The sequence below is a fragment of the Embleya sp. NPDC020886 genome, assembly GCF_044333915.1.
Classification (GTDB): domain Bacteria; phylum Actinomycetota; class Actinomycetes; order Streptomycetales; family Streptomycetaceae; genus Embleya.
This window is the reverse complement of sequence record NZ_JBIRRX010000013.1, coordinates 191,133-210,909: the sequence shown is the minus strand read 5'-3', so window position 1 is coordinate 210,909 and position 19,777 is coordinate 191,133. Positions and strand designations below refer to the sequence as shown.

General features: G+C 73.2%; 12 protein-coding genes. 9 read left to right on the top strand and 3 right to left on the bottom strand.

What is annotated here, in order from left to right:
* Positions 1 to 11: 11 nt before the first annotated feature.
* The 6 genes from ACH4U8_RS35305 to ACH4U8_RS35280 are packed head-to-tail and all read left to right on the top strand — an operon-like array spanning position 12 to position 13,588.
* Entirely contained in the window at positions 12 to 3,836 is a 3,825-nt protein-coding gene (locus tag ACH4U8_RS35305) for a tubulin-like doman-containing protein (protein ID WP_395782465.1), read from the top strand.
* Entirely contained in the window at positions 3,833 to 6,289 is a 2,457-nt protein-coding gene (locus ACH4U8_RS35300) for a hypothetical protein (RefSeq protein WP_395782464.1), read from the top strand. The genes ACH4U8_RS35305 and ACH4U8_RS35300 overlap by 4 nt, the downstream gene beginning before the upstream one ends.
* Complete coding sequence (locus tag ACH4U8_RS35295; RefSeq protein ID WP_395782463.1) at positions 6,286 to 7,368, top strand: hypothetical protein; 1,083 nt, start codon at positions 6,286 to 6,288, stop codon at positions 7,366 to 7,368. Before ACH4U8_RS35300 ends, ACH4U8_RS35295 begins: the two co-directional genes overlap by 4 nt.
* A 25-nt stretch (positions 7,369 to 7,393) precedes the next feature.
* The gene (locus tag ACH4U8_RS35290) at positions 7,394 to 9,529 is read left to right on the top strand and encodes a hypothetical protein (protein WP_395782462.1); all 2,136 of its coding nucleotides are present in this window, start codon (positions 7,394 to 7,396) and stop codon (positions 9,527 to 9,529) included.
* Position 9,530: 1 nt separating this feature from the next.
* Positions 9,531 to 11,501 carry a hypothetical protein gene (locus tag ACH4U8_RS35285; RefSeq protein WP_395782461.1) on the top strand — a complete coding sequence of 657 codons (1,971 nt, stop codon included), beginning with the start codon at positions 9,531 to 9,533 and terminating at the stop codon, positions 11,499 to 11,501.
* Between the two features lie 2 nt (positions 11,502 to 11,503).
* Positions 11,504 to 13,588, top strand: coding sequence for a hypothetical protein (locus tag ACH4U8_RS35280; RefSeq protein WP_395782460.1), 2,085 nt, complete (start codon positions 11,504 to 11,506; stop codon positions 13,586 to 13,588).
* 114 nt (positions 13,589 to 13,702) lie between these two features.
* Here ACH4U8_RS35280 and ACH4U8_RS35275 read toward each other — a convergent pair whose 3' ends face one another.
* Entirely contained in the window at positions 13,703 to 14,788 is a 1,086-nt protein-coding gene (locus tag ACH4U8_RS35275) for a prephenate dehydrogenase (protein ID WP_360309283.1), read from the bottom strand.
* Between the two features lie 169 nt (positions 14,789 to 14,957).
* Between ACH4U8_RS35275 and cmk the strand changes: the two genes are divergently transcribed.
* Genes cmk through der form a run of 3 tightly spaced genes read left to right on the top strand, consistent with a single transcriptional unit; the run spans position 14,958 to position 17,817 of the window.
* Entirely contained in the window at positions 14,958 to 15,644 is a 687-nt protein-coding gene (cmk, locus tag ACH4U8_RS35270) for a (d)CMP kinase (RefSeq protein ID WP_395782459.1), read from the top strand.
* Entirely contained in the window at positions 15,641 to 16,306 is a 666-nt protein-coding gene (locus ACH4U8_RS35265; protein ID WP_360309287.1) for a lysophospholipid acyltransferase family protein, read from the top strand. Before cmk ends, ACH4U8_RS35265 begins: the two co-directional genes overlap by 4 nt.
* A gap of 44 nt (positions 16,307 to 16,350) precedes the next feature.
* Positions 16,351 to 17,817 (top strand): ribosome biogenesis GTPase Der, encoded by a 1,467-nt coding sequence (gene der, locus ACH4U8_RS35260; protein ID WP_360309289.1) that lies wholly within the window; start codon positions 16,351 to 16,353, stop codon positions 17,815 to 17,817.
* A 119-nt stretch (positions 17,818 to 17,936) separates the two neighbouring features.
* On the opposite strand, the gene ACH4U8_RS35255 is transcribed toward der, so the two are convergent.
* Together ACH4U8_RS35255 and bioA are read right to left on the bottom strand one after the other, a co-directional pair.
* A complete protein-coding gene (locus ACH4U8_RS35255; RefSeq protein WP_360309291.1) occupies positions 17,937 to 18,299 on the bottom strand; it encodes a hypothetical protein in 363 nt (120 codons plus the stop codon).
* Positions 18,300 to 18,394: 95 nt separating this feature from the next.
* Positions 18,395 to 19,708 carry an adenosylmethionine--8-amino-7-oxononanoate transaminase gene (gene bioA, locus ACH4U8_RS35250; protein ID WP_395782458.1) on the bottom strand — a complete coding sequence of 438 codons (1,314 nt, stop codon included), beginning with the start codon at positions 19,706 to 19,708 and terminating at the stop codon, positions 18,395 to 18,397.
* Positions 19,709 to 19,777: the final 69 nt, after the last annotated feature.

Genomic DNA, 19,777 nt, shown 5'->3' with positions numbered 1-19,777 from the left:
GAGGAGGGCCCGTGGCAGCGCAAGGCCGCAGGGGCATGTCCATCCACCAGTCCATGCTGTTCGTGGGTCTGGGCGGTACCGGATGTCTGATCGGAGCCGAACTCGAACGCCGGCTGCGTGAGGAGCTGTGCGGTGCCGACGGCACCGGCCTGATGCAGCGGCTCGGTGGCCAACTGGCCCCGTACCAACTGCCCAACTGCATCCAGTTCGTCTACGCCGACCTCAACGAGAACGAGTTGCAGCGCCAGCGACTGCGCGCCGCGCCGCCCGCGCACCGGGCCGCCGCGGACCGCAACGCGCACCTGACCACCCAGCTCGTACCGCCGCTGAACACCTATCCGGAAGTGGCCCGTTCGCTGCGGATCAACGCGGCGGAGGAGACCATCCCGTGGTTGCCCGCCCGCGAGGGCGAGCCGCGGGTGACGCCGCTGCGGCGCGGCGCGGGGCAGTTGCCCACCGTCGGCCGCGCGGCCCTGTTCGAGACCTTCCGGCACGGACTCGCGCCCGCGATGGACCCGTTGCGTCGTGCGGTCGGCCTGATCAGCAACGGCAACGACCACCTGATGGCGCTCAGCGGCAGCCAGAACAACCGCAACACGTGCGACGTGTTCGTCGCCTTCTCGGTCGCCGGCGGCACCGGTTGCGGGATCTTCTACGACTACCTGCACCTGATCGGCGAGGCGTTCTCGCAGGGCTACGACGGGATCAAGATCTATCCGCTGGTGCTGATGCCGTCCGCGTTCGACGACGAACGCGGCGGCGGGCGACCCGCGGTGCTCAACGCCGGACGGGCGCTGCTCGACCTGTTCCAACTGGTCGACGACCAGAACGGGCAGTACGCGCAGGAGGAACTCGACACCGGGCTCGGCGCGCCGGCGGGCAACCTGGCGGTGCGCTACCCCGGGCTGGAGTCCACCCGGCTCAAGGCGGGCACCGTCCAGACCGGCTTCCTGTTCAGTCGCACCAGCGGGATCGAGCGCGAGGACCTGCACCGCTCGGTGGTGTCCCTGGTGATGTCGCTGATCGGCACCGGACTCAACCCGGGCGGACCCGAGTTGGAGAACGCGGTCATCCAGGGCGACCTGTACCAGTCGTTCGCGGACAGCTTCATCAACGAGGGGGTCCGCCGCGAGATCCCGGCGCCCAGCGGGATCGGCGCCTGTGGGGTGTCCACCAGCCTGGTCGCCTCGATGGCCGTACCGGTGGACGAACTCGCCGACATCGTCGCGGGGCGACTGCTCGCCCAGGCCGTGCGCGACCTGACCTCGGACGTGCGGGTGTCGGCCGAGGCCAACCTGGAGCAGATCAAGTCCTTCATGTCGGTGTCCGGCCTGGGCGAACTGTGGTTGTGCGCACCGCCGCACGTCGCCGACCCGGCGCCGGCCAAGGGCGCCGCGGGCATCATGCAGGCGCTCAACGCGCGGACCCGGGCGATGGAGCAGGCCCTGCGTCAGCAGGAGGCCCAACTGCGCTCGCACGCCGCACAGTTGGCCGAGGACTTCAACCACGCCCGCGGGATTCGGCAACTGCTCGCCGACGGCGACCTGTTCCGGGCCCGCCGGGTGCTCTTCGGCGATCGACGGTTGTACAGCGACTCGGATCGGCCCGGGGCGGCCGGACTGCTCGCGCACTGCAGCACCGAACCGACGCCGCCCCCCGGGATCACCGTGAACGCGCCGCACATACCGGCGATCAAGGACCGCGCGGGCGGCGTGGTCAAGGCCAAGTGGGGCGACCCCGAGGTGCAGCGCGCACTGGGTGCGCAGCAGCAGTGGTTCGAGTGGCGCTCGCGGCGCAACTGGCATGCCCAGTGGGGCGGTCAGGCCGAGGTGTGGGACCGCAAGATGATCTACCTGCGGCAGGTGGTGGACGGCCTGGGACAGGCGTTCAACGACCACCGCGACCAGGAGGAGGCGAACTTCGGCCGGGCCACCCGCGAGCTCTACCGGCAGCGCTCGGGGGTCTCCTACCTGCTGCCGCCGCAAGGCAACCTGGAGTCGTTCTACCGCCAGGTGTTGCGCCGCTTCGTGGACCGCGAGCGACTGCCCGAGACGGCCGGCGCCGCGCAGATCGTCGGCAAGCTGCTCGGCGCGGGCATCTGGCAGCGCGCCTACGAACTGGGCGAGGAGCGCGAGGGCGGCCAGCTCGCCGTCACCTACGTGCGCGACCAGATCAAGCAACTGGTCAAGACCCTGTTCGTGCAGGCCGGCGAGCTCAACGCGCAGCCGCTGTTGCCGCCGGTGCGCGACCTGCTCACCCGGGCGGCCACCCGGCGCGGCGCCGCGGTGGGCGAGGAGGACCTCGAACAGTTCGTGCAAAAGCTCGCGGGCATGTTGCCCAACGGCTTCTCGCCCGAGGGCAGCGGCGAACTCAAGGTGCTGATCGCCCACCCGGGCACCTCGCACGACATGGAGGTGCGGCAGTACCTGGAACGCATGCTGAACATCCCCAACGAGCCGTCCCGCAAGATCGAGTTCCGCGCGGTCGAGCAGGAGTCGATCGTGGTGGTGCTCTTCCGCAGCGCGATGAGCCTGACCGAGGTGCCCGAGGTGCGCCAGGTGCTCGCCCAGTGGTCGCGCTCGCTGGACCGGCAGGATCCGGTCGACTTCCTCAAGTGGCGTCAGCGGCTGGGCTTCACCTACGACTGGCTGGCCACGACCGAGGGGCACCGGGCGTACATCCTGCACCGGTTGTTGTGCGCGATGTGGAACGGGCAGGTCGATGTCGCGCGCGGGGACCGGTCCTCGCCCGAGGTGATCGACATCCGGCTGCCGCACGGGCCGACCGTGATGAAGCTGCCGCTGCGCCCGTTCGACCGGGCCTCCTCGTGGGGCAGCCTGCTGCGTGCCTACGAGGAGTGGACGCTGACCGACGACGCCTCGGTGCGCCGGGAGTTCGCCAAGCAACTGATGCTCACCTATCCCGAGGGCCTGGGCTCGCGGGTGAGTGAACCCGCGCCGCTGTACCGGCACTTCGTGCACGAGGTCGCACCGCGACAGATCAAGGTGCTCAAGGAGCTGCGCGATCGGCTGCCGGAGCGCAGTCGGGGCTGGGCGGAGGAGCTGCTGCGGTTGTGGGAGGTCACCCTGCCCGCCGCGCTCGACCTGTCCTTCCCGCACCAGAGCAGCACCCGGGACTCGCTGCGCGAGCTGGAGTACGACGACCCGGCGGCGGGCGTCGGCGACGGGTTCGGCGGGCGCGGCGACGGGTCCGATCGGCGGGACCGGGACCGGGACGAGCGCGGCACCGGCCGGGAGCGGCGGTCGGCCGAGCGGGTGCGCGACGAGCGCGACGATCGGGACGAGTGGACCGGGCGACGGGACCCGCGGCCGGTTCGCGACGATCGCGATGATCGGGACGACCCTGGCGGTCCGCGCGAATGGCGGGATCGACCGCCGCGTGACCCGCAGGAGTGGCGCGAGGCGCGCGACCCGCGCGAGTTGCCCGAGACCGGCGACGTGCGCCGGCCGAACCTGGACAAGCCCGGGCAGCGCGACCGCGACCGGGACGAGCGGGACGGCCCGGATCGGTCGGACCGCCCGGATCGGCCGCCGGCCGCCGAGCGGAGGGCCCGACGGGAGCCGTACGACCCCTACGACCCGTACGACCCGGGGGAGTCGCGCGAGACCCGGGGGCCGCTGGACGCGCGGGGCGCGGGCGATCCGCACGATCCCTACCGGGCCCGGGACGCCCGGGGCCCGTTCGACCCGCGCGAGCGGGCCGGGCGCGACGACCGCGACCCCGAGGACCGCACGGTGCGGCTGGACGGCCTGGACCGCACGCGGCCGCTGCCGGACGAGCACGACGAGCGCGAACTGCCCGGGGGTGGCTGGTGACCCACTCCGTCGACGCGGGCGCACCACACCCGTTGGTGGTCGTGGTCGACCTGCGCACCGAGTACGAAGCGGTGATGGCGGCCCGGCGGTTCGCCGACGTCCAGACCGCGTACGCGCGTACCCGGGTGCCCGCCGGCACCCTGAACGTGGCCGCCGACCGGGTGCTCGTGCTCGACACCGTGGACGAACTGGTCGCCCACCGGCGGGCCTACGAACGCATCTTCGGCAGCGACTACATCCGGGTCGTGTGCGTCGCGGTGGGCTCGCCCGTGGACGGCTCGATCGTGCTGCGCCGCCCGGGCCAACTCGTGGGCACCGACGCGGCCACGTTGTGGGTCGGCGACGTCCGGGGCACCGATTGGGCCCCGGGCCGGGCGCCCGGGACCACGCTGCGCCCGGACGACGCGGACGCGCTCGCGCCGCTGGTGGACGTGCTCACCGAGCCCGAGGTGTTCGATCAGGTGCTCGCCGGGGTGACCGAGATGCCCCGCTCGATCGCGGCGCCGGGACTGAACGCGTTCGTGCACCGGATCCGCGACGACGCGGTACAGCGGGCCCGGATCCGCGCGACACAGCGGCTGGTCGGCACCGAGGGCGGGGTGGACGAGCCCTGGCCCGAGCCGCTCGCGGCCCTCGCCGACAACCAGGGCGCCGGGCTCGCCGCGGCCGGCGGCGGCATCCGCGAATGTGTGCGCGCCGACAGCCCGCTCGGCGCCCGGTGGGCGCACGCCGACCAGGGTTTCGGGCACGCGCAGCGGCGCCTGGCCGCGCTGGCCGGACCGCTCGCGCTGTACGGCACGGCCGGTCGCGACGGGCGCTCGATCCACGACGGGGTCGTCGAGTCCGCAACCGCGCTGGGCGAATATCGGGACCTGGTCCGGCAGACCGTGGGCCGGGGCGCGGCCGGCTTCGACGCGGACGGACGAGCCTGGCTGGACCAGGTCGGCGTGCTGCTCCCCGAGCCCGCCGGGCTGAGCGTGACCTCGGTGGCCGGCGCGCTGCGCGAGCGCACCGCCGCCGCCTTCGACCGACCCGAGGGGCTGCGCGGACTGGCCGAGCGGCTGCGCGAGTTGGCCGACCGGATCAGCCCCGGCGCGGGTGCCTCCCGAGCCTTCGAGGTGGACCGGATCTGCTCGGACGCCTTCCTCGCGCACTACACCCGCCCGCCCGCCTTCCCGCTCGGCTCGGCCCACGTCGGGGTCGCCGGCGGGCTGCTGGTCGGTGCGTTCCTGACCGCGCTGTGGCCCGCCTTCGCGGTGGTCGGCGCCGCGCTCGCGGTGCTGCTCGTGGTGTTCGGGTCGACGCTGATCGCGCTGCGCCGCCCCGACCGGCCGGGCCACGCCATGCTGCCCGCCGAGGCGTTGGCGATGATCGTGCCGGCCGGCCTGATCGCGCTGGTCGGCGCGGTCGGCGGGGTGCTCGCCGGGCGTGCCTGGGAGCCGCCGACCGGCGTCGGTCCGCTCGCCCTCGTGCTCGGCCTCGCCGTGCTCGTGGTGCTGCCCGGCCTGGACTGGACCCAGCGGGTGCGGCGCTGGGAGCGGATGTTGGCGCTCGGCGCGGCCGGCGGGGCGCTGCACGCACTGCACGCGCTGCTGGTGCGCACGATGTGGAACGACTGGGCGCTGGCGGGTCCGCGCCGCGAGGCGGTGGACCGGGCGATCGTGCTGGCCGCGCTGCTGGAGGAGAGCGCCAAGGTGCTCGCCGAGGACGCGACCGCGGTCGAGCGGCAACTCGGCACCGAGGCGCCCGGTCCCGAACCGACCACGACCGGGTACGGCATCGGCGGCCCGCCGACCCCCGGTCGCCCCGCGCCGCCCTCGACGCCGCCGCCGAGCGCGGGCCCGAGTCTGTACGACGTCGTGCTCGGCGACCTGGTGGACGGGCTGCACGCGGCGTTCGAACCGATGTGGGCGCTGCTCGAAGGGGACCCGGCGGAGGCGTCCCGGCAGGGCACGGAGGCCGAACTGCGGCGCGTGTTGCGCTCGTACGCCGACCACCTGGCGCACCACGGGATCCAGGCCGCGCCGCCGTTCGCGCGCCGTACCCAGGACCGCCCGCACGTCGCGAACGCGGCCGGCGGCGACGCGGACCGGATCGCCGGGCTGCTCGCCCAGCCCGCGGACCGGTCCATGCTGCAACTGTGCGCCACCGACCAGTTGATGCTGCTCGACCACGTCCCCACGCACATTCGCAGTGTGCGCTTCGCGCCGCGCGGGGTCCGGCCGGCCGTTCGCGAGGCCCTGCGTGAGCGCGGCGACGGCCAACTCGTGGACCACGAGCTGGTGTGGACCGGCGGTGGTCGGATGGCCGGCGTGTTGCGCCTGCTGCCGCTGCTGCCGGGTTCGGTGGACGACGCGCGGATGTGGGAGGAGAGCGTCGACGGCGGGCCGAGCGGCGGCCCGGACCACGCGGGCGGATCGAGTGCCCGGCGCGACGACGGATGGGCCTCGTGAGCCCGGCCGCCGGGCGGCCGGGCGAGGCCGGGGAGGAAAAGCTCGGCTACACCGACCCCGAGGGCCGGTCGGTGGAACGCCGCGTCGAGTTCGGCCCGGACCACCCGCCCGTGCCCGGCCGACTCTTCCGCGTCCGCGACGTGCGGGACCTGGAGGACGGCAGCACGTTCGTGCAAAAGCGCCTCGGTGCGCTGGACGCACGTCGCCGGGCCGGTGCCGAGGCCGGCCTGGAGACCGAGATCCGGGTGCTGCTGCGGCTCGCGCGCACCTTCGGGCCGCACGATCACCCGCGTGAACTGGCCCGCATCGCCGGGCACGACTTCGACGGCGTCGAGCCGTTCCTGCTGCTGGAGTCGGTGCCCTGCCCGCCCGCCGAGGACGTGGTGGGCAAGCTGCTGACCGAGGAACAGGACGCCTTCCGACGGGCGCTCTTTCGCACCGTCCGGCACCTGGAGACGGCCGGCGTCGTACACGGCGACCTGACCCCCACCAGCGTGCGCTGGCAACGCGAGCAGCGCCGGTTGTACGTCGCCGACTTCGACCACGCCGCACTCGCGGGCGAGCCGCGCAGCAGCCTGGGCACCGCACTGTGGGCCGCGCCGGGCCCACTGCGCGGCCCCGGCCCGGCCGACCCGCGCGACGATCTGTGGTCGGCCGCCCAGGTCGCCTATCACGTCACCATCGGCCGCCCGGTCCGACAGGGCATGGTCCCGGCCGGGGTGGAGAGCCAGGGTCTGCTGTACGACCTGTTCCAGGGCGTGTTCGAGGTGGACCCGCAGCGCCGGCCGGGCGCGGCGGAACTGCTGCGTCGGCTCGCCGAACCGGACCCGTACGTACAGGGCCACGCCCAGTACGACCCGCTCGCCGAGGGGCGCCGCGGCTACGAGGCGGCCCTGCAGCGCAAACGCCGAAGGATGCCGGTCCAGGGCCAACCGCCGCCGTCGGGCACCGGCTCCGAGACCCCGCCGACCGTCCACCTCCCGCCACCGGGCGGCATCCCGCCGAAACCGGCGAATCCACCGGTGCCCGAGCCGAGGCCGGGCCGGTTCCGGCTCTTCGGAAAGAACCAACCGAGTTGAACGCGACGGCAGGTGAGGTCGGCTGATGTTGCATCAGATCGTGTACCGCTGGGACCCCGACGGGCTGGTCGGGCGGCGCGGCATCGTCCCGGTGGCCACCTCCCTGGGCCGCGACGAGCTCTTCGGCTGGCACAGCCGCACCCGGCTGGCCGAAGCGGTCACGATGGACTACGGCGACCCGGCCTGCCCGGCCTCCAGCGTGTGTCTGCTCGACACCCCGCTGGGCGTGGCGCTGGTGCGCCGCGCGTTCACCGCCGACGCGCGCCGGCAACGCCTGAACAACTCCGCGCACGTCCTGGTCGGTCCCCGGGACAGCATCGCGCCGTTCGACGCCATCGCGTGGGGCTCGCTGGAGGCGTCGGCGCCCGGCGCGCTCGATCCCGACCGGGTCCCGGCCGGCTACGGCCTCCGGCCGCTCGCCGACGAGCGGCTGGCCGAGGCGTTCGAACTCGCCGCCGGCGGTCTGCACGAGCGGGCCCGCCGGCTCGGCGACCCGCTGGAGGTGTTCACCGCCGCGGTGCTGCGCCGTCCCCGGGCCCGGGTGGCCCTGCTGCCGGCCTCCGCCGAGGACGGCACGGCGCTGCTGTGGGGCCTGCAACACCTGCTCACCGCGCTGCTGCCGGGGCCGTGGACGTTCTCCACCTTCGAGATCGACGACACCGCCCCCGATCCCAAGGGCGCGCCCCGATTCGTCACCCTGCCCCGGACGCCCGCCGCCGGGCCCGGAACCCGGGTCCGGGTCGACCTGACCGGACGCGACGAGCCGTTCGACACGCATCGCGAACTCGCCCGGCGGATGGTGAAGCACTACGTGGGCGAGGGGTGGGCGGGTTTCCATCGGTTGCTCAACACCCCCACCGAGGTGCACACGCTGCCCGAGGCGAACCGGGTGGCGGAGATCCGCAGCCGGCTGGACGCGCTCGGCGTCCGCCAGGAGACCCGGACCAGGCGCGCGACGACCGGAGCTCGGGCGGAGCCGCCGGAGGCGGGCACTCGGGAGATGCCCCGGGTGCCACCCCGGACGCCGCCCGCCGCCGCCCCACCGGCCGCCGCCGCGGCGACCGGCCCCATCGACCCGAATCGACCCGAGGTGCGCTGCCCCTATTGCCTGGACCTGATCCGGTGGAACGAGAACGACCTCTACGAACGCGACGACCGGCTGCGCTACGAACGGGTGGACCTGAGCACCGTCACCGACCCGGTCAAGCGCTACGACCGGATGCGCGCCACCTTCATGCGCTGTCCCAACCCCGCCGGAGACGAGGACCGCGAGCACTACCTGCCGACCAACTACCTGATCCACGAACCACCGTTGGTGATCGGACTGATCGGTGACGGTCTGTCCGGCAAGACACACCTGCTCGCCGCGATGATCGCCGAGATCGACGCGGGCGGACTGCGCCCGTACGGCGTGACGCATCTGCCGGTGGATCCCGAGCAGCACCTGGACTACCTGCGCAATCGGGTCGACCCGCTCCGGCGCGGGACGATGCTCGCGACCACGGTCAACCACCAGGGCAACCTGGTGGAGTTCGCCGACGCGCTGCTGTTGCGCACGGCGGGCCGGACCCGGCCGATCGCCTTCTTCGACGTCAGTGGCGAGGACCTGGCCAGGGGCGGCCGGGAGATGCAATTCCTGGCCGCCGCCGACGCGTTCGTCTTCGTGGTGGACCCCGTGGTCGCGGTCGACCTGCCCGAGCTGCGCCGGCTGACCGGCGACGGCGAGGACCCGTTCGGTGCCTACCGGGGCGACCGGACCTTCGCCGCGGTGATGGACCGGCTGCCGAGGGAGGCCGAGCTGCTCGCCCAGCCGGTCGCGGTCGCGGTGACCAAGTCCGACCTGATCCGGTTCGAGCCGCCGGTGGACGCCTGGCTGGGCTCGCACTCGCCCAGGCCCGGCCGGGTGGACCCGGCCAGGATGGACGCCGAGAGCCGCGACGTGTACTCGTTCCTCTACGCCCACGACGCGGTCGCCTGGCTCAGTCCGTTCGAGGAATTCCGGCGCTGCACGATGCATTTCGTGTCCGCCACCGGGGCGCGCGACCGGGACGGCCGCTTCCCCGGCGGCATTCGGCCGCGTCGTGTTCTCGAACCCGTCGTGTCGATCCTGGCGATGTGCGACATGCTCGACCAGGCCGGGGTCGAACGCGTGGGGGTGTGAGATGGCGTCGGGGACCGGAGCGGACGAGCGCGATCCGCTCGATCAGGTCGTGTATCGGTGGAGCTATGGGGACCTGTTCGGCCGTCAGGGCATGGGTCCGGTCGCCGGCTCGCCGGATCCCCGGGAGCTTCGGGAATGGGACCAGGGACTGAACAGCCATGTCTCGATGGACCGTTCGCTGCCGGAGACGCCCGAGTGGAGCATGTGTCAGGTGCATCTGCCGGGGGACCGGCACGCGTTGATCCTGCGCGAGGCCGCGATCCACGGCAGCAACCGGCGCGGCAACAACGCGCACGTGTTGCTGGACCCCGAGCGGCTGATCCGGCCGCACACCGTGTTGGCGGCCGTGTGGTTGCACGAGCGGTACGAGGGAGGATTGACCGGTACCGGGATCCCGGACCAGGACGTGGTGTTGGGCGGGGCGTCGATCCGTCCGGAGGCGTATCGGGACGACGTGCACGAGACGATTCGCCGGCAGGCGCGGGAGAACGGGGCGCTGGTCGAGGTCGTGCTCGCGGCGGTGATGCGCAACGAGGCGCGCAAGTTCACGCTGCTCACCGAGCACGTCGGCGCGGAGATCGTGCCGTTGTTGTGGGGTGTGTTCGATCTGGCCGGGTGGGTGGCGCCGGGTGGGCGGACGTTCTCCACGTACGAGACCAGCGACGCGGCGACGAAGCCGAGCTTCGTGGTGGTGCCGCGCTGGCCCAACGCGCCGGAGCCGGCCAACCGGGTCCGGATCGACCCGGGTGCCGAGCCGGTCGGGGACGTGTTCCGGGAGGCCGCCCGGTTGTTGGTGCGGCGCTATCGCGAGTGGTCGTGGGAGGAGATGCTCGGCACGTTGCGGGAACTCGACGACGCGGTCGGGGCCGACGCGTCGAACCTGGAGCGTGCCGAGTACGTGCTCGGACGCCCTTCCGGGGCGGTGGCGCCGGCGGCCGGTCCGGTGTCGCGGGACGACCCGGCGGGCGAGGTGGACAGCCCGGTCCTGGGGTGGGCGAAGATGGGGCATTCCCGGGATACGGGAGTGACCGAATACGACACCTGGACCCACGGCCCGGACGAGCAGGACGAGCCGCACGATCAGGGCGGGTATCACCGGCAGGGTCGGTACGACGAGTCGGGCGACCTGGGTGAACAGGGCGAGCCGGGCGGGTATTTCCATCCGGACGCGCCGGACCGGGCGAGTGCCGCGCCCGCGCACGGTGCGCGTGGCCGGCGGGACGTTCACGGGAAAGAGGAATCGGACGAAGCGCTCGGGTCGTGGGCCGGCGGGCTCAGCAGCGGTCCGCCCGTGACCGGGTCGGCTCGCCAGGGCCGGCCGGAGTCGATCGGCCCGGTGAATCGTCCCGAACTGGCGCGGGACGCGCCGGTCTGGGCCGAGTGGGGCCGGTGGGACTGGGAGCCGTGGGACGACCTGACGGCGACCTGGGACGGATTCCTCGCGCTGCGGCAGGCCGCCGAACGGTTGGCCGAGGACGGTGGCCGGGAGACGCCCAGGGTCGACAAGGCGATCGACCGCGCCGACACCGGTTCGCTGGCCGTCGCGCTGCTGCTCGTCGAACAACCGCTGCTCGGACCGGTGGTGCGGCGCCTGATCGCGCGGGTCGAACGCGAGTACGCGAATCCGCGGGGGGAGTGGCGCTCGCTGCGTTCCTACGGCGAGGTGCTCGGCCGGCTGCACGAGGGCATCGCCGCCCTCGCGGACTGCGGCGTGGACGAGGGTGCGCTGCGGACCCTGTTGTGGCGGATGACCCGGATGGTCGCCGAGGACCAGGATCGTTTCCCGTACTTCGTCGCGGTGATCGCGGGCACGGTCATGCGACTTCGCACGTTCGACGGAGAGTGGGCGCACTATCAAAGCGTCCTGGTGCACGCGATGTCGGCCGCCGACTGTTATGGGTCGCTGCAGCGCGAATGTGGTCGACTCATGTTCGAGGAACTCGGCATCACGCCATACAGGACGGAAGCGTAGCCATGACGGCACGGGCGGGGCAGCCGCGAGGGAATCAAGCGCCGGCCGCCGCCGACGCGGGCGGGTTTCGGCAGATCGTCTACCGACGCCAGGAGGACGGCCTGCTCGGCGGGCGCGGGCTCGGGCCGATCGCGTCCTCGGTGCCCCGGGAGGAACTCCTGGCCTGGCACGACGACCTGCGCGAGCACGTGGCGGTGGACGCGGACGACCGCGGCGCGCCGGTGACCAGCGTCGCGCTCGTGCACACGGGGCGCGGCGCCGCGGCGATCCGGCGCGAGTACGTGGTCGAGGGCAACAACGCGCGCGTCCTGCTCGACCCGGGCCGCGATCTGGGTCCGCACGCCGCGTTGGTGCTCAGCCAGGACCCGGTGTGGGCCGACGAAACCGCCCTGGAGGACATCCCGCGCGGCTACGAACTGCCCCCGCTGGCCCCGGGCTTCGTGACCGACGCGCGGGACGCGCACGCCGAACGGTTGCGCGCGCGGGCCCGCGAGCAGGCACACCTGCTGGAGGTCACGGTCGCCGCCGTGCTGCGCCACCCGGGCCGGTTCTTCTCGTTCCAACAGGGGGACGTGGGCATCGACCCGGTGCCGATGTTGTGGGGACTCTCCGACCTGCTGTTGTGGCTGGTGCCGGGAGCCTTCACGTTCTCCACGTTCGAGACGCTGGACCACTCGGCCAAGCCGCGGTTCGTCGTGCTGCCGCGCCGGCCCAGGGACGCGCAGCCGTGGGCCGGCCGCTATCGGCTGCTGTTGCGCGACGAGCCCAAGACGGGTTCGGACGTGCACGCGCGTGCGGCGGGGCTGTTGGTGAGCCGGTACACCGACACCGACTGGCCGGGCATCCACGGCCTCCTGGAGAGCATGCTCGACCTGCGCCGATTCCCGCGCGAGCGGGCCGAGGAGCGATCCCGGGAGATCTGCGCCCGGCTGGGCCGGCCGCGCGGCACGCCCCGGCCGCCGGCCGCCGAGGTCGCGGAGCCCGCGCCGACGCCGACACGCGCGGAGCCGGCGGAGGCGACGGGGCGGGCCGAGCGCGTCGCGCGGGTGGCCCGGGCCGAGCGCGTCGAACGGGCCGAGCGCGTCGGGCGGACCGGGCGCGAGCCGCGGGTGGTCACGGTGGCGGGGGCCGCCGAGGAGGAGCCGGCCTTTCCGTACGCGGCCGAACCGGCCCGCACGAGGTCCCTCGCGAAGGAGCGGGTGCCTCGCCCGACGGTGGCCTCGAAGGCGTCGCCCGAGCCGGTACGTGCTCCCGAGCCGGTGCGCGTGCCGGAGCCGGCCGAGCCGACCGAGACCCCGGACGTGATCTGGCGTGCCGACGAGGGCTTCGAGGAGATCGAGGACGCCTTCACCGGGCCGTGGCCGGGCTTCGAGGAGGAGCGCGGCGAACTGCCGATACCCGCGCTGCCGCTCATCGAGGACGACCCGGATGCCGACCCGGCCCGCGAGGTCGGCGGCGGACGGGGGAGCCCGCCGATCCCGGGCGCGCTGCCCGCCAGTGCCGGGAACGCGTCGTGGGGCATGTGGGCCGAGCACGGTGTCCCGGACACCGAGGTGGACAAGATACGGCGCGCGGTCAAGCGCCTCCCGGACAAGCCGACCCTGCGCGAACGCGCCCTCGGCGGCGGCGCGGCCAAGACCGAGGTCGCGGCCATCGACAACATCGTCACGCTCGCCGTCGCGCTCCGGCTCGCCGACCTGCGGGTGTTGCCGGTGATCGTGGACCGGCTGACCACCCGGCTGGAACAGCGCCGCCGGCAACTCGCGCCGGAGGCGTGGAACGCGGACGACCTGAAGGCGATGCGCAACACGCTGCTGGACGCCGAGGAGTTCGGCGACCGCCTCGAAGCGGCCGGGGCGGGCGAGAAGCGCACCCGCAAGCTGGTCGAGCAACTGCTCGTGGTGGTGCTCGCGCCCAAGGCCGACACCAAGGGCGTGCTGCGCGACGTCGCGATCCGGGTGCTCTCCGAACGCCGGGACCGCTCGCCGAACCCGCTGATCGAGGAGATCCTGCTCAACTCCCAGTGGGGAGAGGCGTTCCGCACCGAGATCGGGCGCCGCTGGGCGGAGCAGAACCCGCTGCGCTGAGCGGAGCGCGAGCCGGCGGGGCAGCGCGCCACGCCCACCAACCGGGTGGGCCCGCAGCGCGTCCGCCGGGGCCGCCCGCCGGGTCGACGGGCGGCACCGGCGGGCGGCCCCGGGTCAGCGCTGCACGGTCCAGCCGCCGGCCCGCAGCGCCGTGGTGAGCGCCTCCGCCCGCTGCGGGTCCACCTGGAGTTCGACCAGGCCGGCCGGGCGACCCTGGGCGTGGTCGATCCGGATGTCCTCGATGTTGACCTCGGCGCGGCCCACGTCGGCGAACAGTCGGGCCAACTCGCCCGGCCGGTCCGGCACGACCACCGGCACGGCCTCGTACCGGGCGGCCGGCTGCCCGTGCTTGCCCGGAATCCGGCCGTGCCCCGCGTTGCCGCGGCGCAGCAGCGCCTCCACGTCGCGCGACCCCAGCTCGCGCTTGGCCTCGTCGTCCGCGGCCAGCGAACGCAACGCGCCGACCACGCCGTCCAGATCGGTCGCCAGCCCGGCGAGCACATCCGCGACCGCGTTCGCGTTGGCGCCCAGGATGTCTATCCACAACCGCGGATCCGAGCCCGCGATCCGAGTCACGTCCCGCACCCCCTGGCCCGCGAGCCGGGTGTCGGTGTCCTGCGCGTGCTCCAGGCGCGCGGCCATCAGCGCGGACACCAGGTGCGGCGCGTGCGACACCAGCGCGACCGCGTGGTCGTGGTCGCGCGGCGCCATCACCACCGGCACCGCGCGGCACAACGACACCATCTCCAGCGCCCGGTTCAGCGTCTCGGTGTCGGTCTCGCGCGAGGGGGTGAGCACCCACGGCCGGCCGTCGAACAGGTCGGCCCGCGCGGCCAGCGGTCCCGAGCGCTCGCGCCCGGCCAGCGGATGGCCGCCGATGTAGCGCGTCGTGTCGCAGGCCAGATCCGCTATCGCCCGCAGCGGCTGTTCCTTGACGCTGGCCACGTCGGTGTAGCTGAGCGCGAGCCGCTCCGCCTGCACCGACCGCAACGTCTCGGCGATGAGCCCCGGCGGCACCGCCAGCACGGCCAGATCCACCGGCTCCGGCGGCGTCGCCTCCAGCCCCGCGCCCATCGCCGCCGCCGTCTTGACCGCGGTGCTGTCCCGATCCCGCAGATACACGGTGATCCCGCGGGCGGTCAGCGCGAGTGCGACGGATGTACCGATCAGTCCGGTGCCGACCACGGCGGCGGTACGCACGACGGGAACTCCAAAGGGCGGGTGACGGAATAATGGGCGAACCGATCAAGGCTATCCGTGACGGTACCCTCGGGCGGTGTCCTATCGCCCCGCGGCCTCCACTGCGCCGCCCGGTTCGGCAATACCCGTGACGGCCCCCGTGCCGGCAACAAGCGAAAGGTCGGCGACCGTGGAAGCCCGTACGCCGCTCGCGACCGCCGTGGTCGCCATCGACGGTCCGTCAGGGTCCGGCAAGTCCAGCGTCTCGCGCGCGGTCGCCGCCCGGCTGGGCCTGCGCTACCTGGACACGGGCGCGATGTACCGGGCGATGACGTGGTGGATGCTCGACAACGACATCGACATCCACGACCCCGCCGCGGTGGCCGCCGTCGCGGACCGACCGCGGATCGTCTCCGGGACCGCGCCGGAGGGCCCCACCATCACGGTGGACGGCCTGGACGCGTCCGGCCCGATCCGGACCGACGAGGTGACCAAGGCGGTCAGCGCGGTCAGCGCGGTGCCGCAGGTGCGCACCCGCCTGGTCGCGTTGCAGCGGGCCGAGATCGGCCGAGGCGGCATCGTGGTCGAGGGCCGCGACATCGCGAGCGTGGTGGCGCCGGACGCGGCGGTCAAGGTCTACCTGACCGCGTCCGAGGCGGCCCGCGCCGCCCGCCGCAACGCCGAACTGACCGGCACCCAGGCCACCAGCGTCGAGGCGACCCGAGCCGACCTGGCCCGCCGGGACGCGCTGGACTCCGGTCGCGCGGTCGCGCCGGCCGGGATGGCCGAGGACGCGATCCTGGTGGACACCACCGAGCTGGACCGCGAGCAGGTGGTCGACCACCTGCTCGCCCTGGTCGCGGAACACGTGCGGTGACCGCGGCCCTCGGGACCACCTCGAAGCCCCCGCTCGCCGGGGCCGCGCACTTCATCGGCGAACCGCTGCTGCGCAGCTTCTGGCGGGTGCGCGCGTTGGGCGCGTGGCACGTACCGATGGCCGGCCCGGTGATCCTGGCGGGCAATCACGCCAACTTCGTCGACGGGCCGATGCTCTTCGCCTTCGCTCCGCGACCCACGCAGGTGCTGGTCAAGCGCGAGATGTTCACCGGCGCGCTCGGCCCGATACTGCGCGGGATCGGCCACATCCCGGTCCAGCGCGGGGTCGCCGACCGCAAGATGATCACCGATTCACTCGACGTATTGGCGCGCGGCGGCGCATTGGGCGTCTTCCCGGAGGGCACGCGGGGACAGGCCGACTTCTCGGCAGTGCACAATGGACTTGCATATCTGGCATTGCGCTCCGGGGCACCCGTCGTCCCGGTGGCCTGCCTCGGCACCGGTGCGCGGGGATCCTCGATCGGTGCATTGCCGGGTCTGCGCTCCCGGATCGACGTGGTCTACGGCAAGCCTTTCCAGGCGGTCGAGAACGCCGACCGCCGGGCCACCCGCAAGGCCGTCCAGGCCGCGTCCGACCGCATCGTCGAACGGCTCACCGCGCACCTGCGCGAGGCCGAGCGGATGACCGGCCGCGCCGGCTGACCACGATCTTCACCCGTACCGCTACCCGAACGAGGAACACCCCCATGGAGCAGCACGCCGACGCCACGACCGAGGGCGCCTTCGACCCGGAGGCGTGGGAGGCGGGCTACGACCCCGAGGAATGGGTCGACCTGGACGGGGACGCCCCCGAACGAGGCGAGCACGGCGACGACTCCGGCGGACCGCTGCCGGTGCTCGCCGTCGTCGGTCGTCCCAACGTGGGCAAGTCCACGCTGGTCAACCGCATCATCGGGCGCCGCGAAGCGGTCGTCGAGGACACCCCCGGGGTGACCCGCGACCGCGTGTACTACGAGGCCAACTGGAACGGCCGACGGTTCACCGTGGTCGACACCGGCGGCTGGGAGCGGGACGTGGTCGGCATCGACCTGTCGGTCGCGGTCCAGGCCGAGTACGCGATCGACTCGGCGGACGCGGTGATGTTCGTGGTCGACGCGATCGTCGGTCCCACCGACAGCGACGAGGCCGTCGTCCGGGTGTTGCGCAAGTCCGGCAAGCCGGTGGTCCTGGCCGCGAACAAGGTCGACAACATGGCGCAGGAGGCGGACGCCGCCGCACTGTGGTCGCTCGGCCTGGGCCAGCCGTGGCCGGTCTCCGCCGTGCACGGCCGCGGCAGCGGTGACCTGCTCGACGCCGCGCTGGCGATCCTGCCGGAGGCGCCCGCACAGCGCTTCGGCGTGCTGGAGGGCGGGCCGCGCCGGGTCGCGCTGCTGGGCCGCCCGAACGTGGGCAAGTCGAGCATGCTGAACAAGGTCGCGGGCGAGAACCGGGTGGTCGTGGACAAGATCGCGGGCACCACCCGCGACCCGGTCGACGAGTTGATCCAGCTCGGCGGCAAGACCTGGAAGTTCATCGACACCGCGGGCATCCGCCGCCGGGTGCACCTGACCCAGGGCGCCGACTTCTACGCGTCGCTGCGCACCACGGCCGCGCTGGAGAAGGCCGAGGTCGGGGTGATCCTGATCGACGCCAGCGAGCGGCTGACCGAGCAGGACACCCGGATCATCTCGCTCGCGGTCGAGGCGGGGCGCGCGATCGTGATCGCGTACAACAAGTGGGACCTGATGGACGAGGAGCGCCGCTACTACCTCGAACGCGAGATCGAGCAGGACCTGGTCCAGGTCACCTGGGCGCCTCGGGTGAACGTCTCGGCGCTGACCGGACGGCACATGGAGAAGCTGGTCCCGGCGATCGAGACGGCGCTGGCGAGCTGGGAGAAGCGCATCCCCACGGGGCAGTTGAACGCGTTCCTGGGCACGCTGGTGGCCTCCAACCCGCACCCGATCCGGGGCGGTAAGCAGCCGCGCATCCTGTTCGGCACCCAGGCGGGCACGAAGCCGCCGCGGTTCGTGCTGTTCACGAGCGGGTTCCTGGAGGCCGGCTACCGCCGCTTCATCGAGCGCCGGCTGCGCGAGGAGTTCGGGTTCCCGGGGACGCCGATCGAGATTCGGATGAAGGTCAGGGAGAAGCGCGGTCGCAAGACCGGTCGCTGATCGCGGAGCCGACCGCGGATACGAGAAAGGCCCGGACGCCGGTGGCGTCCGGGCCTTTTCGGGTTCGGCGGGGTTCCTCGGTGGGTGCTTTTGGCCGCGTGGATTCGATGGCACGCCGGTTACAGCGGAAGGTGGCCGTGCGGCGCGGGTACGCGTGGGGGCTGGGCGGGCACCAGGGAGGCGCCGCGGTGTCGGCCGTAGGTGGTGTAGCCGCCCGGGGTGGGGAGCGAGAAGTTCGGGAACGGGGGGTCCTGGGCGTACGAGTGGCTGATCGCGGCGGGGGCGCCGTAGGACGGGCGGCTCGCGGCGACGTCCTCGTTCGAGCGCTCGTGCGGGACGGCGCGGAACATCCGCCGCCACTCGGTCTCCAGCGCGTTGTAGATCGGCGTCAGGACGTCGTGGGCCGGGGTCGCGGGGGAGCCGACGGTGACCACGGGGTGGCCGAGTGCCCAGGTGCTGATGGAGTCGTCGAAACTGAACATACCGGGACCAACGAGAAAACGGCTCGACGGTTGCGGGGTGGGGTCGGGGCCGAGTCGTGGGTGCGGGAGGGCCGGCCGGCCCGTCGAGTCGTGGGTCAGGTCGCCGGCGCCGTGTGGGTGCGGACCGCGTCGATCATCGCGGTGGTGACCTTGGTGAGCTCCTCCGGGGTGATCACGTAGGGCGGCATCGTGTAGACGAGGCGGCCGAAGGGGCGGATCCAGACGCCCTGTTCGACGAAGGCGGGTTGCATGGTGGCCATGTCCACGGGGGTGGCGAGTTCGATGACGCCGATGGCGCCGAGGACGCGGACGTCCAGGACGCCGGGCAGGTCGCGGGCGGGGGCGAGGCCGGTTCGCAGGGTCTCGGAGAGGGTGCCGACGCGGTCGCGCCAGGGGGTGGACAGGAGGAGGTCCACGCTTGCCGACGCGATGGCCGCGGCGAGGGGGTTGGCCATGAAGGTCGGGCCGTGCATGAAGGCACCGCCTTCGCCGCGGGAGATGGTCGCGGCGACCTCGTCGGTGCACAGGGTCGCGGCCATGGTCAGGTAGCCGCCGGTGAGGGCCTTGCCCAGGCACATGATGTCGGGGGCGACGCCCGCGTGTTCGCAGGCGAACAGTTCGCCGGTTCGGCCGAAGCCGGTGGCGATCTCGTCGGCGATCAGCAACACGTGGTGTTGCGAGCAGAGTTCGCGGATCCGGCGGAGGTAGGCGGGGGAGTGGAAACGCATTCCGCCGGCGCCCTGGACGATGGGTTCCAGGATCAGGGCGGCGATGGTCGAGTCGTGCCGGTCGAGGAGTTCCTCGATGGGGGCGGTGTCCTCGGGGCGGAGTTCGGTTTCGAAGCCGGCCGGGGGGATCGGGGCGAACAGGTGGGTCGGCAGGACGTCGGAGAAGAGATGGTGCATGCCGCCGACCGGGTCGCACACGGACATCGCGCCGAAGGTGTCGCCGTGGTAGCCGCCACGCACGGTGAGCAGGCGGGTGCGTTCGGGCCGCCCGCGTCCGCGCTGGTATTGCAGGGCCATCTTCAGCGCCACCTCGACGGCGACCGAGCCGGAGTCGGCGAAGAAGACCTTGGCCAATGGTTCGGGTGTGATCTCCACCAGTCGGCGAGCGAGTCGCACGGCCGGCGGGTGGGTCAGGCCGCCGAACATCACGTGCGCCATGGTGTCCACCTGCGCGTGGGCGGCGGCGTTCAGCACGGGGTGGTTGTAGCCGTGGATCGCGGCCCACCACGAGGACATGCCGTCGATCAGCTCGCGACCGTCGGCGAGCCGCAGCCGCACCCCCTCGGCGCCGACCACCGGGAACAGCGGTGCCTCGCCCTCGGTGCTCGCGTACGGGTGCCAGATGTGCCGCCGGTCGAGGGAAACCAGTTCGTCGCCGTAGGCCGCGTCGTAGTGCTCCATAGGCCCGGCACGCTATCGGAGGGCGGGAGGCGGTCCGGAATCGGCCGCCCCCCACCGTGTTCGGGATCG